The sequence below is a fragment of the Microcella alkalica genome, assembly GCF_014137945.1.
GTDB lineage: Bacteria > Actinomycetota > Actinomycetes > Actinomycetales > Microbacteriaceae > Microcella > Microcella alkalica.
In genome coordinates this window covers 513929-526545 of the sequence record NZ_JACGWX010000001.1, presented here as the reverse complement: position 1 = coordinate 526545, position 12617 = coordinate 513929, and the positions used below count along the sequence as shown (strand labels likewise).

Annotated in this window: 13 protein-coding genes; 2 read left to right on the top strand and 11 right to left on the bottom strand. The window is 70.5% G+C overall.

Annotation, left to right across the window (positions count from 1 at the left end; all coding sequences use genetic code 11):
- Positions 1-112: 112 nt before the first annotated feature.
- The 10 genes from leuA to hrcA form a co-directional block, all read right to left on the bottom strand.
- Positions 113-1876 carry a 2-isopropylmalate synthase gene (gene leuA / locus FHX53_RS02500; protein WP_182489762.1) on the bottom strand — a complete coding sequence of 588 codons (1764 nt, stop codon included), beginning with the start codon at positions 1874-1876 and terminating at the stop codon, positions 113-115.
- Between the two features lie 222 nt (positions 1877-2098).
- Positions 2099-3040, bottom strand: coding sequence for a GTPase Era (gene era / locus FHX53_RS02495; protein WP_182489761.1), 942 nt, complete (start codon positions 3038-3040; stop codon positions 2099-2101).
- Positions 3041-3053: 13 nt separating this feature from the next.
- Entirely contained in the window at positions 3054-4385 is a 1332-nt protein-coding gene (locus FHX53_RS02490; protein WP_182489760.1) for a hemolysin family protein, read from the bottom strand.
- Positions 4382-4849, bottom strand: a complete 468-nt coding sequence (gene ybeY, locus FHX53_RS02485; RefSeq protein WP_182489759.1) for an rRNA maturation RNase YbeY — start codon at positions 4847-4849, stop codon at positions 4382-4384. Before ybeY ends, FHX53_RS02490 begins: the two co-directional genes overlap by 4 nt.
- 2 nt (positions 4850-4851) lie before the next feature.
- Positions 4852-5967, bottom strand: coding sequence for a PhoH family protein (locus tag FHX53_RS02480; RefSeq protein WP_425488295.1), 1116 nt, complete (start codon positions 5965-5967; stop codon positions 4852-4854).
- Positions 5957-6322, bottom strand: coding sequence for a histidine triad nucleotide-binding protein (locus tag FHX53_RS02475; protein WP_182489758.1), 366 nt, complete (start codon positions 6320-6322; stop codon positions 5957-5959). The genes FHX53_RS02480 and FHX53_RS02475 overlap by 11 nt, the downstream gene beginning before the upstream one ends.
- A complete protein-coding gene (locus FHX53_RS02470; RefSeq protein WP_220476077.1) occupies positions 6319-7185 on the bottom strand; it encodes a phosphotransferase in 867 nt (288 codons plus the stop codon). Before FHX53_RS02470 ends, FHX53_RS02475 begins: the two co-directional genes overlap by 4 nt.
- The gene (locus tag FHX53_RS02465; protein ID WP_182489757.1) at positions 7182-7937 is read right to left on the bottom strand and encodes a 16S rRNA (uracil(1498)-N(3))-methyltransferase; all 756 of its coding nucleotides are present in this window, start codon (positions 7935-7937) and stop codon (positions 7182-7184) included. Before FHX53_RS02465 ends, FHX53_RS02470 begins: the two co-directional genes overlap by 4 nt.
- Before the next feature lie 8 nt (positions 7938-7945).
- Positions 7946-9049, bottom strand: coding sequence for a molecular chaperone DnaJ (dnaJ, locus tag FHX53_RS02460; RefSeq protein WP_182489756.1), 1104 nt, complete (start codon positions 9047-9049; stop codon positions 7946-7948).
- Positions 9050-10069, bottom strand: coding sequence for a heat-inducible transcriptional repressor HrcA (gene hrcA / locus FHX53_RS02455; RefSeq protein WP_182489755.1), 1020 nt, complete (start codon positions 10067-10069; stop codon positions 9050-9052).
- Between the two features lie 210 nt (positions 10070-10279).
- On the opposite strand from hrcA, the gene FHX53_RS02450 reads away from it, so the two are divergent.
- Together FHX53_RS02450 and FHX53_RS02445 are read left to right on the top strand one after the other, a co-directional pair.
- Positions 10280-10672, top strand: coding sequence for a DUF4870 domain-containing protein (locus FHX53_RS02450; protein WP_182489754.1), 393 nt, complete (start codon positions 10280-10282; stop codon positions 10670-10672).
- An 87-nt stretch (positions 10673-10759) separates the two neighbouring features.
- Positions 10760-11131, top strand: coding sequence for a DUF4870 domain-containing protein (locus FHX53_RS02445; RefSeq protein ID WP_246335382.1), 372 nt, complete (start codon positions 10760-10762; stop codon positions 11129-11131).
- Positions 11132-11144: 13 nt separating this feature from the next.
- Here the strand turns inward: FHX53_RS02445 and hemW are convergent, their stop codons facing one another.
- The gene (hemW, locus tag FHX53_RS02440) at positions 11145-12383 is read right to left on the bottom strand and encodes a radical SAM family heme chaperone HemW (protein ID WP_182489753.1); all 1239 of its coding nucleotides are present in this window, start codon (positions 12381-12383) and stop codon (positions 11145-11147) included.
- Positions 12384-12617: the final 234 nt, after the last annotated feature.

Genomic DNA, 12617 nt, shown 5'->3' with positions numbered 1-12617 from the left:
GTCGACAACTCAGGACCACGAGCGTGAGGTTCTCGTCCAGCGAGCGCTAACTCGGGCGCCCGCGCACGCGCGGCTCTCGTTAGTCCTGAGTTGTTGACTCGCGCGGGGGCGGCTAGGAGGCGCCGACGAGCTCGCGATCGGGCGACTCGAGCCGGATCGCGCGGTTGACCGCCGAGACGACCGCCTTGAGTGAGGCGGTGGAGATGTCGGCGTCGATGCCCACGCCCCAGAGCGTGCGTCCGTTCACCTCGAGCTCGACGTAGGCGGCGGCGAGGGCATCCCCGCCGGCCGAGAGCGCGTGCTCGACGTAGTCGAACAGGCGGATCGCGATGCCCTCCGACTCCATGATCGACAGGAACGCAGCGATCGGCCCGTTGCCCGTCGCCGAGACGCCGTCGATCGCCTGGCCGTCGCGCAGCGTCGCGTCGAGGCGCACCTCGCCGGTCATGTCCGAGGCCGTGCGGGTCGAGAGCAGCTCGAACCGGCCCCACTTCTCGTCGGCGACAGCGGCTGGCAGGTACTCGTCCTGGAAGATCTCCCAGATCTGCTCCGACGTGACCTCGCCGCCCTCGGCGTCGGTCTTCGCCTGCACGACCCCGCTGAACTCGATCTGCAGCTTGCGCGGCAGGTCGAGTTTGTGGTCGGCCTTGAGCAGGTAGGCGACGCCGCCCTTGCCCGACTGCGAGTTGACGCGGATGACAGCCTCGTAGGTGCGGCCGAGGTCCTTCGGGTCGACGGGCAGGTAGGGAACACCCCAGATGAGGTCGTCGACGCTCACCCCCGAGGCGGCGGCACGAGCATCCATCGCCTCGAAGCCCTTCTTGATGGCGTCCTGGTGCGATCCGCTGAAGGCCGTGTAGACGAGGTCGCCGGCCCAGGGGCTGCGCTCGTGCACCTTGAGCTGGTTGCAGTACTCGGCGGTGCGCTTGATCTCGTCGAGGTCGCTGAAGTCGAGCTGCGGGTCGATGCCCTGCGTGAACAGGTTGATGCCGAGAGCGACGAGGTCGACGTTGCCGGTGCGCTCACCGTTGCCGAACAGGCACCCCTCGATGCGGTCGGCGCCGGCCATGTAGCCGAGTTCGGCGGCTGCGACGGCCGTGCCGCGGTCGTTGTGCGGGTGCAGGCTCAGGATGATCGAGTCGCGCCGCGCGAGGCGCCGGTGCATCCACTCGATGGAGTCGGCGTACACGTTCGGCGTCGCCATCTCGACCGTGGCCGGCAGGTTGATGATCAGCTGGCGCTCGGGCGTCGGCTGCAGCTGCTCGATGACGGCGTTGCAGATCTCGAGCGCGGTCTCGAGCTCGGTGCCCGTGTAGCTCTCGGGGCTGTACTCGTAGAAGACCTCGGTGCCGGGCACGGTCGACTCGTACTGCTGGCACCAGCGGGCGCCCTGCAGCGCGATCTCTCTCACGCCCTCGACGTCGGTGCGGAAGACGACCTCGCGCTGCAGCGCCGAGGTCGAGTTGTAGAAGTGCACGATCGCGCGCTTGGCGCCCCGGATCGACTCGTAGGTGCGGGCGATGAGGTGCTCGCGCGACTGCGTCAGCACCTGGATCGTGACGTCGTCGGGGATCAGGTCGTCCTCGATGAGGTGGCGCACGAAGTCGAAGTCGGTCTGGCTCGCCGACGGGAACCCGACCTCGATCTCCTTGAAGCCCATCCGCACGAGCAGGTCGAACATGATGCGCTTGCGCTCGGGGCTCATCGGGTCGATGAGGGCCTGGTTGCCGTCGCGGAGGTCGACGGCGCACCAGCGCGGCGCCTGCGTGATCGTCGCGCTCGGCCACGTGCGATCGGGCAATGAGACGGGGAGGGCCGACTGGTACGGCTCGTACTTGTGGATCGGCATGCCCGAGGGCTGCTGACGGTTCTGCATGAAGTGCTCCTGGCGGTTCGTAGGTCTGGGGTTTCAGCCGACGACGAACTCCGCGACGAGGGAGGCTAAGGGTCTAAGCCTCGTCGCGGCAGCGAAGAAGGAGCTGGCCGAACACGGTCTCAGGGTACACCCGGGCCGCGCGGGTGCGCGAACGAGCAGAGGGCGGGATGCTCGAGCCACGCCCGGCGGGCGCAGAGCATCCGCCGCCCGCAACAACGGGTGTCAGAACCCGAGTCGCCCGAGCTGCTTCGGGTCGCGCTGCCATTCCTTGGCGACCTTGACGTGCAGCTTGAGGAACACGCGCCGGCCGAGCATCTTCTCGATCTCGAGCCGCGCGCGCGTGCCGACCTCGGTCAGGCGCGAGCCCTTGTGCCCGATGATGATGCCCTTCTGGCTGTCGCGCTCGACCCAGACGTTGGCGTAGATGTCGATGACGCCGCCCGGCGCGCGCTCGGCCATCTCGTCGATCGTGACGGCGAGAGAGTGCGGCAGCTCGTCGCTCACCCCTTCGAGCGCGGCCTCGCGGATGAGCTCGGCGACCCGGTCGTCCTCGGTCTCGTCCGTGACGGCCTCCTCGCCGTACAGCGGCGGGGACACGGGCATGAGACCGATGAGCTCATCGGCGAGGAGCTCGACCTGGTCGCCCGTGAGCGCCGAGAGCGGGATGATCTCGTCCCACTCGCGCAGCTGCGACACGGCGTGCAGCTGCTCGGCGACCCTCGTCGGGCCCGCGACGTCGGTCTTGGTGACGATCGCGACCTTGCGCGTGCGCGGGAAGGAGTCGAGCTGCTCGTTGATGTAGCGGTCGCCCGGCCCGATGGGCTCGTTCGCGGGCACGCAGAAGCCGATGACGTCGACGTCGCCGAGCGTGTCCTGCACGACGGCGTTGAGGCGCTCGCCGAGCAGCGTGCGCGGACGGTGCATGCCGGGCGTGTCCACGACGATCAACTGGCCGGATGCCCGATGCACGATCCCCCGGATCGCTCGCCTGGTGGTCTGCGGCTTCGAGCTGGTGATCGCGACCTTCTCGCCGACGAGCGCGTTCGTGAGGGTCGACTTGCCGACGTTGGGCCGGCCGACGAAGGTCACGAATCCGGCGCGGTGCTCGGGCAGCGGATCGGAGTCGGCGCCGCCGGAGCGGGGCTTGCGGGGGCGATCGGTCATGTCGGGGCCTCGCTCAGCCGAGGTCGGGAGCGGGGGCGGAAGCCGGAGACGGCGGTGACGCGGCCGAGAAGGCGCGGCGGGCATCCTTGAGGGCCTCACCGGCCTCGACGAGGACGGTCACGACACGCTTGCGGCGCCCCTCTGTGCGCTCGGCGGTGAGGATGATCCCATCGACGATCGTGGTCGACCCGGCGACGGGCAGCCGGCCGAGGTGCTTCGTCAGCAGGCCGCCGACGGAGTCGACGTCATCGTCGTCGAGCTCGATGCCGAAGAGGTCGCCGAGCTCGTCGACGGGCATGCGCGCGCTCACTCGGAAACGGTCCTCATCCAGCTGCTCGGAGGTCGAGATCTCGCGGTCGTACTCGTCGCTGATCTCGCCGACGAGCTCCTCGATGAGGTCCTCCATCGTCACGAGCCCGGCGATTCCGCCGTACTCGTCGACGACGAGGGCGAGGTGGTTCGACTCGACCTGCATCTGGCGCAGGGCGTCGTCGGCCTTCTTCGACTCGGGCAGGAAGAGAGCGGTCTTCGCGAGCTCCTCGACGGTCGTGGTCGCGCACGCCTCGGGCGTCTCGTAGGCCATGCGCGCAGCGTCGCGCAGGTACACGACGCCGAGGACGTCGTCCGAGTCCTCGCCGACGACGGGGATGCGCGAGACCCCCCGCGCGAGGAAGAGGCTCATGGCGTCGGTGACGGTGAGCTCGCGCTCCAGCGTGACCATGTCGGTGCGCGGCACCATCACCTCGCGCACGATCGTGTCGTTGAACTCGAAGATCGAGTGGATGAGCTCGCGGTCCTCGACCTCGAGCACGTCGAGGTCGGTGGCCTCGTCGACCATGCTGAGCAGCTGCTCCTCGCTCGAGAAGGTCGCGCTGCGCGGTCGGCCGGGCGTCACGCGATTGCCGAGGTAGACGAGGAGGTCGGCGAGTGGGCCGAGCATGACGCGCACTCCCCGTACGAGGCCGCCGGTGAGACCCAGGAGCTCGCGCGGGTGCGCGCGCCCGACGCTGCGCGGGCTCGAGCCGACGAGCACGAACGAGACCCCGATCATGATGAGCGCGCTCACCGTGAGGACGAGCCACCACTCGTCGAGGATCGCGGCGAAGGCGAGCGTGATGAGCACCGCGGCGATCGTCTCGGCGACGATGCGGAGGAAGTTGACGGCGTTGACGTGCGCGCCGACGTCGGAGGAGACCGCGAGGAGGGTCCGCGGGCTCTTCTTGCGGGAGGCGAGATCGATGAGGTCGGTGCGGCTGACGACTCCGAGCGCCGCGTCGATCGCGGCGAGGAGCCCGCCGAAGGCGACGAGGATGCCGGCGACGACGAAGAAGACGACGGTGATCATGTGGTGCGCTTGCGTTCGGCGAGCGCGAAGCCCACGAGGACATCGCGCTGCACGCCGAACATCTCCTTCTCGTCCTCGGGCTCGGCGTGGTCGAAGCCGAGCAGATGCAGGAGCCCGTGCGTGGTGAGCAGCAGCAGCTCGTCGAGCGTCGAGTGGCCGGCGGCCTCGGCCTGGGCGATCGCGACCTGCGGGCACAGCACGATGTCGCCGAGGAGGCCGGGCGGGGTGGGCTCGTCGTCCGAGCCGGGCCGCAGCTCGTCCATCGGGAAGCTCAGCACGTCGGTGGGGCCGGGCTCGTCCATCCACTGCAGGTGCAGCTGCTCCATCGCACCCTCGTCGACGAGCACGATCGCGAGCTCGGCGTCGCGGTGCACGTTGAGGAAGTCGAAGGCGTGGAGGGCGAGACGCTGCAGCGCCTCGTCGTCGACCTCCACGCCGGATTCGTTGTTGATCTCGACGGCCACGACTACCAGCTCCCTCGTCGGGGGTTGCGACGGAGGCCCGTGCTGCGATCACGCTGCAGCCCCGATCGGCGCGCCGCCCGATTCTCGCCCTCGGCACCGGGCTCGCCCTCGCGCGCGCTCTCCCGCTCGTGCTTCTGCGCCATCCGCTCGGCGTCGTAGGTCGTGTACGCATCGACGATGCGGCCGACGAGGGTGTGGCGCACGACGTCGTCGCTCGTGAGGCGGGCGAAGTGGATGTCGTCGATGTCGTCGAGCACGCGCGTCACGAGCTGGAGTCCGCTCGCGCCCATCGGGAGATCGACCTGCGTGATGTCGCCCGTGATGACCATCTTCGAGCCGAAGCCGAGGCGCGTGAGGAACATCTTCATCTGCTCGGGGCTCGTGTTCTGCGCCTCGTCGAGCACGATGAACGAGCTGTTGAGCGTGCGCCCGCGCATGTAGGCGAGCGGAGCGACCTCGACGACACCGGTCGCGAGGAGCTTCGGCACGAGCTCCGGATCCATCATCTCGTTGAGCGCATCGTAGAGCGGCCGGAGGTACGGGTCGATCTTGTCGGTGAGGGTGCCGGGCAGGAAGCCCAGTCGCTCCCCCGCCTCAACGGCGGGCCGCGTGAGGATGATCCGGTCGACCTCTTTGCGCTGGAGGGCCTGCACGGCCTTCGCCATCGCGAGGTACGTCTTGCCTGTGCCTGCGGGGCCGATGCCGAAGACGATCGTGTTCAGGTCGATCGCGTCGACGTAGGCCTTCTGCCCGAGGGTCTTCGGGCGGATGCTCTTGCCGCGGCTCGTGAGGATGGCCTGGCTGAGCACGTCGGCGGGGCTCCCGGCGCCCTGCTCGAGAATGCGTGCCGAACTGGCCACGTCGACTTCGCCGAGGTCGTGTCCGTTACGGGTCATGGTGATGAGCTCCCCGACCAGCGCGCTGGCCGCTTGTACCTCGGCGGGGTCTCCGTCGAGGGTGATCTGATTGCCGCGCACGTGCACGTCGACGTTCGCGTACTGCTGCTCGAGCGTGCGCAGCAGGCGGTCCTGCGGGCCGAGGAGCCGAACCATGGCGACCCCGTCGACCTCGATCTCGACGTGCCCGGGCACGGCAGGGGTGGAATCGTCAGTGGGCAAGTGACCCCTCGGCGAGCGAGCCGGCGAGGACGTGCGCGTGCACGTGGAAGACGGTCTGCCCGGCACCGGCTCCCGAGTTGAAGACGAGCCGGAAGTCGCCGTCGGCGTACTCGTCGGCGAGCCGCTGCGCCGTGGCGACGAGCTCGGTGAGGAGCTCGGGGTCGGCGGCGGCGAGCTCGGCGACGGTGCGGTGCTGCGCGGTCTTCGGGATCACGAGCAGGTGCACGGGGGCCTGCGGGGCGATGTCGCGGATCGCGATGAGCCGCTCGTTCTCGAGCAGGATGTCGGCCGGGATCTCGCGCGCGATGATGCGCTCGAAGATCGTGGGCTCGGAGGCCGGCTCGGTCGGGGTCATGACGACCATTCTAGAGCGCCGCTCGGCACCCGGGACGGGGTTGCGCGCCGGTTCGCCGCCGGGTTCGCTCCCAGCGTGCGTGACTCGGCGTTCCACCAGTCGCGCCACGCGCGGAGTCGCCCGTCGTCGGGCCGCACGCCGTAGGCGGCGAAGTTCTCGGCCTCCCAGCCCGGGCCGTAGTTCCAGCTCAGCGACTGGGCGCCGACCGCGAGGTCGAGCGAGCGATCGCCGATCCCGAGCGCGCCCGGGTCGACGTGCGCGACCCACCGGCCGCAGGCATCCAGCAGAGTGTTCGGCGCGCACGCGTCGCCGTGCACCACGACGCGGTCGACGGCGAACGGCTCGCGCAGCTCCGCCGGGACGGGTGCGGGCGATGCGCCCTCGTAGCGCCACGGGCACGCGGCGACGTCGAGCGAGTCGTGGAGAGTCCGCAGTCCCTCCCCGAGCGCCCGGACGGCCGTCTCCGGCTCCCCGCACCACCGCCGGGAGACGGCGGTCTCGGCGGTGATCGTGCGCGTCAGCAGCCACTGGCCTCCGTCGTCGTCGCCTGCATCGAGCGCCTCGGGCGCGGGATGCCGCCCGGCGAGCCACCGGAGTCGATCCGACTCCGCGTGCGGAGTCGGCTCGAGCGGGTGCGCGGCGAGGGTCGCGGCGGGCACCCGCTTCAGCACCGCGTCGTCCGCGCTGCGCGCGACGGCGGCGCCATCGCTGGCGCGGAGCCGAACCGTCCATCCGCCGAGGTCGTTGCGCCAGAGCGGCCGCGGTGTCGCTCCCGGTCGCAGTCGGGCGGCGAGAGCGAGCAGCGACTCGGGGCTCTCGCGCACGTCGGGCGCGAGCTGGCGGTCGAGGTCGGGTGCCGTCACCAGCGGCCGAGCGCGGCGGAGAGCACGGCGATCGCGGCGGGGCCCGCGGTCGAGGTGCGCAGCACCGTCTGCCCGAGGCGCACGCCGCGCGCGCCCGCTGCCGCGAGCGCGGCGAGCTCCTCCGGCGCGATCCCGCCCTCGGGCCCGACGACGAGGACGACATCGCGGTCGCCGAGCGCGTCCCGATCGAGAGCGGTGAGCGGATGCTCGGCGAGCGGATCGAGGACGAAGACGGTCGCCGAGGTTGCGAGCCCCGCGATCGCGGCCGTCGTCGCGAGCGGCGCGACCTCGGGCACCCATGGCCGGATCGCCTGCTTGCTCGCCTCGCGCACGATCGTCGCCCAGCGCGCGCGACCCTTCTCGGCCTTCGCCGCGTCCCACCGCGAGATGCTCCGCGCCGCCTGCCACGGCACGATCGCGTCGACCCCGAGCTCGGTCGCCGCCTGGATCGCGAGCTCGTCGCGATCCCCCTTCGCGAGCGCCTGCACGAGGACGATGCGCGGGCGGGGCTCGGGCGCGCGCTCGACGTGCTCGACGCGAACGGCGACCTCCTGCGGGCTCGCCTCGACGACCTCTCCCTCGACGATCGTCCCTGCCCCGTCGCCGAGGCGCAGGTGCTCGCCTGGCCGCACGCGCGAGACCGTGCTCGCGTGCCGGGCGTCGGGGCCCGTCAGCCGCACGATCGCGCCGAGCGGGGCATCCGCCCCCGCGAGCTGCGCCGCGAGCGAGTCGTCGAGGTAGAAGTGCGCCACGCGCGGGCCTACAGGTTGAGGAACCGGTCGCGGAGCTTGGAGAAGATGCCCTGCTGGAAGGTCGAGAACTCGGGGGGCAGGGGGCGGCGGGAGCCCGCGAACTCCTGGATGAGCTTGGTCTCCTTGCTGTTCAGGCGCACGGGGGTGACGACCTGGATGCCGATCTTGAGGTCGCCGCGACCGGCGCCGCGCAGGCGCGTGATGCCGCGCTCTTTGATCGTGATGACCTCGGCGCTCTGCGTGCCCGGCTTGATGTCGATGCGCACGTCGCCGTCGAGAGAGCGCAGCGTCGCCGTCGTGCCGAGGATGGCGTCGGTCATCTGCACCTCGAGCGTCGCCAGGAGGTCGTCGCCCGAGCGGCTGAAGGTCTCGTGCGTCTTGACCTTGATCTCGAGGTACAGATCGCCATTGGGGCCGCCGGCGGGACCGACCTCGCCCTGGCCGGGGAGCTGGATGCGCAGGCCCGTATCGACGCCCGCGGGGATGTCGACGGGCATCGTGCGGCGGGCCCGGACGCGCCCCTGGCCGGCGCACGTCGGGCACGGGCTCGGGATCACCGTGCCGAAGCCGCGGCACGAGCCGCAGGGGCTAGACGTCATGACATTGCCGAGCAGGCTGCGGACGGTGCGCTGGATCTGCCCGGAGCCGCGGCAGATGTCGCACGTCTGCGGGCTCGTGCCCGGCGAGCAGCACGAACCCGCGCAGGTCTCGCAGAGCACGGCCGTGTCGACCTCTAGCTGGCGGGTCGTGCCGAAGACGATCTCCTCGAGCTCCACCTCGACGCGCAGCAGGGCATCCTGGCCGCGCTCGCGCCGGGAGCGGGGGCCGCGCTGCTGCTGCGACCCGCCGAAGAAGGTCTCGAAGATGTCACCGAAGCCGTTGAACCCCGCGCCGCCGCCGAAGCCTCCGGAGCCTCCCAGGTCGTACTGCTGGCGCTGGGTCGGGTCGCTCAGAACGTCGTAGGCGTGTGTCACGAGCTTGAAGCGCTCGGCCGCCTCTCCGCTCGGGTTGACGTCGGGGTGCAGCTCGCGCGCGAGCCTCCGATACGCCTTCTTGATGTCATCGGCGCTCGCGTCGCGGGCGATGCCGAGAACCTCGTAATGATCTGCCACTTATTCCTCACCGAGCAGCCGGGACACGTAGCGCGCGACGGCGCGAACGGCTGCCATGTTGTTCGAGTAGTCCATCCGGGTGGGGCCGAGGACCCCGAGTTTGGCCGAGAGATCTGATCCGACTCGATACGCGCTCGTGACGACGGCCGTCTCGCGCAGCACGTCGTCGTTCTCGCGGCCGATGCGGGCCGAGAGACCGTGCTGGTCGAGCTCCATCTCGCGGAAGAGCTTCAGGAGGGTCACCTGCTCCTCGATGGCCTCGAGCACCGGGTAGACGCTGCCGGCGAAGTCGGACTCCGTGCGCACCAGGTTCGCCGCCCCGGCCATGACGAGGCGGTCGCTGCGATGCGCATCCACGTGCCCGAGCAGGGCCTCGGCGACGACTGAGACGGCCGGGCGGCGATCGGGGGCGAACTGCTCGTCGAGCTTCGGGGCGAGATCTGTGACGTCGCTGAGCGACCGACCGGCGAGAGCCGAGTTGATCTTCGCGCGCAGCTCGCCGAGGAAGACCTCGTCGGCCTCGGCGGGCAGCTCGATGATGCGCTGGTCGACGCGTCCGCCATCCGTGATGAAGACGGTCATGACGCGGGTGGTCGACAGGGGCACGAGCTCGACGTGCCGAACCCGCGCATGCCCGAGGGTCGGGTACTGAACGAGGGCGACCTGGTTCGTGAGGCTCGCGAGCAGTCGCACCGTGCGGGCGAAGACGTCGTCGAGGTCGACCGACTGGTCGAGGAAGGCGGCGATCGCTTGGCGCTGGCCGGCGCTCAGCGGCCGGAGATCCTGCAGCTGGTCGACGAAGAGCCGGTAGCCCTTGTCGGTCGGCACGCGGCCGGAGGAGGTGTGGGGAGCCGCGATGAGCTCCTCCTCCTCGAGCTGCGCCATGTCGTTGCGGATCGTCGCGGCGCTCACGCCGAACTGGTGGCGCTCGACGATCGCCTTCGAGCCCACGGGCTCACGGGAGGCGACGTAGTCCTGCACGATCGCCCGCAGGACGTGGAGAGCGCGCTCCGAGACCATGTGCGCTCCTCTCCGCTCGGCCCGTCCGGGCATCCAGCCGTTCGCGCCGCGGGAGGGCGGGGCGGATGGCTAGTGCTAGCACTCGCCTCGGCTGACTGCCAATTCTACCCCGGCGCACCGAGCGGCGGTGATTGCCCGCGCGGCGGTCGAGCGCTATTTTGTGCCTGAGTTCCACCCACTCAATCGGACGCATCGAAAGGCAGCACGCCCATGACCGATTCCACGACACCCCCCGCCGCGGCATCCGCGGCTCCGCTCAGCGAGGCGGAGGACCGCCAGTGGGCGTCCTTCGCCCACCTCGGCGGCATCCTCTGGATCCTGCCGTCTCTCATCATCTACCTCGTCTTCAAGGACCGCGGGAGCTTCACGCGAGTGGAGTCCAAGGAGGCCCTGAACTTCCAGATCACCGTCGGCATCGCGTACATCGCGCTGCAGATCGTCGCCGCGATCCTCGCTGCGGTGACCTTCGGACTCGGCGGGCTGCTCGGCTTCCTCGCCCCGCTCATCTGGATCGCCTCGGTGATCTTCTCGATCCTCGGTTTCGTTCAGGCCAAGGACGGCAACCACTACCGCTACCCGGTCTCGGTGCGCTTCATCAAGTAGGCGCACGGCGATCGTGAACGGGGTCCGGCCGGAGGCCTGGCCCCGTTCCTCGTTCGAGCGCAGGCCCGCAGGGGCATAGTGTCGAGCATGACCCAGCAGCCGCCCGCCAGCCCCCACGCCTCGACGCCGAACCCGATGCGCCCCGAGGACGAGAAGACGTGGGCGATCCTGACGCACGTCGGCGGGCTGTTCATCCCGGTCATCGCACCGCTCGTGATCTACCTCGTCCTGCGCGACCGCGGGCCGTTCATCCGGCACCACAGCGCGACGGCACTCAACTTCCACCTCACGGTCACGATCGCCTACCTCGTGGGTCTCGCGACCTCCTGGCTCATCGTCGGCTTCTTCATCATGGCCGCCGTGGCCATCGTCTTCTTCGTGCTCAGCATCATGGCTGCGATCTCCGCCGGGCGCGGGGAGTTCTACAGCTACCCGCTGACCATCGCCTTCCTGCGGTAGCCGACCGGCGTCGTCAGTCGAGCAGCCGACGCACGACCGCGTCGGCGAGCAGCCGCCCTCGGAGGGTGAGCACGACGCGGCCCGCGAGCGCGGCGGCCGGGTCGACCAGGCCGTCCGCGATGAGCCCGGCGACCTCGCGGCGGCCCGCGGGCTCGAGCAGGCTCGCCGGCAGCCCCCTGGCGAGGCGCGTCTCGAGCAGCACGCGCTCGATGCGGCGGGTCTCGTCGTCGAGGGTCTCCCGACCGGCAGCCGGTGACTCCCCCGCGGTGAGGCGCTGGGCGTACGCGGCGGGGTGCTTGACGTTCCAGAACCGCACGCCGCCGATGTGGCTGTGCGCCCCTGGGCCTACTCCCCACCAGTCCTGCCCCGTCCAGTAGGCGCGGTTGTGGCGCGAGCGACGGCTCGCTCCGCCATCGGTGGTCGCGAGCGCCCAGTTGCTGACCTCGTACCAGGAGTAGCCCGCCTGACTCAGCCGGGCATCCGCCGCCTCGTACATCGTCGCGTGCAGGTCGTCGTCGACGGGCGGCACCTCGCCGCGGGCGATCTGACGGGCGAGCTTCGTTCCCTCCTCGACGATGAGTGCGTAGGCGCTGATGTGGTCGGGGCGCTGCTCGAGCGCGGCGTCGAGGCTCGCGTGCCAGTCAGACTCGGATTCGCCGGGAGTTCCGTAGATGAGGTCGAGGCTCACGGCGAGGCCTGCGGCGCGCGCCTCTGCGACGCGGCGGGTCACGTTCGCGGGGTCGTGCGTGCGCTCGAGCGTCGCGAGCACGCGCGGGACCGCGGACTGCATGCCGATGCTCACGCGCGTGAAGCCGGCCTCGGTGAGGGTCTGCAGGCCCGCGGCGTCGATCGAGTCGGGGTTGGCCTCGGTCGTGATCTCGGCGCCGGGTGCGAGGGTGAAGAGCCGCTCGACGGCGGCGAGCATGCGGGCGAGGTCGGTCGCGGGCAGAAGCGTCGGAGTGCCGCCGCCGAAGAACACCGTGCTCGCGGGGCGCGGCGGGAAGCCCGCGTCATCGAGGACGCGCGCGGCCAGCTCGAGCTCGGCGATCGCCTGATCGGCGAAGTCGCTCTGCTTCACGCCGCGGATCTCGCTCGCGGTGTACGTGTTGAAGTCGCAGTATCCGCACCGCACCCGGCAGAACGGTACGTGCAGGTACACGCCGAAGTCGCGCTGCTCGGCGCCGTCGCGCACCGTCGCCGGGAGCGACCCGTCGGCGGGAGCCGGGTCGGCGAGGGGCAGAGCGCTGGGCACGACTCGATTCTCGCAGGGCGCAGCAGGGCGCCCGCCCGCCGCGGCCGTCGAAAACTCAGGACTACCGGCGCGTGCAGAACTCAGGACAAGGAGCCCGTCGAGAACTCAGGACTATCGCCCTGCAGCATGCGGCGCGGGATGCTCGGCCGCGGCAGATCGAGGCGCGAGCACCGCTAGTCCTGAGTTGTCGACGCGAGCCGCGCGCGGACTAGTCCTGAGTTGTCGACACTCGCG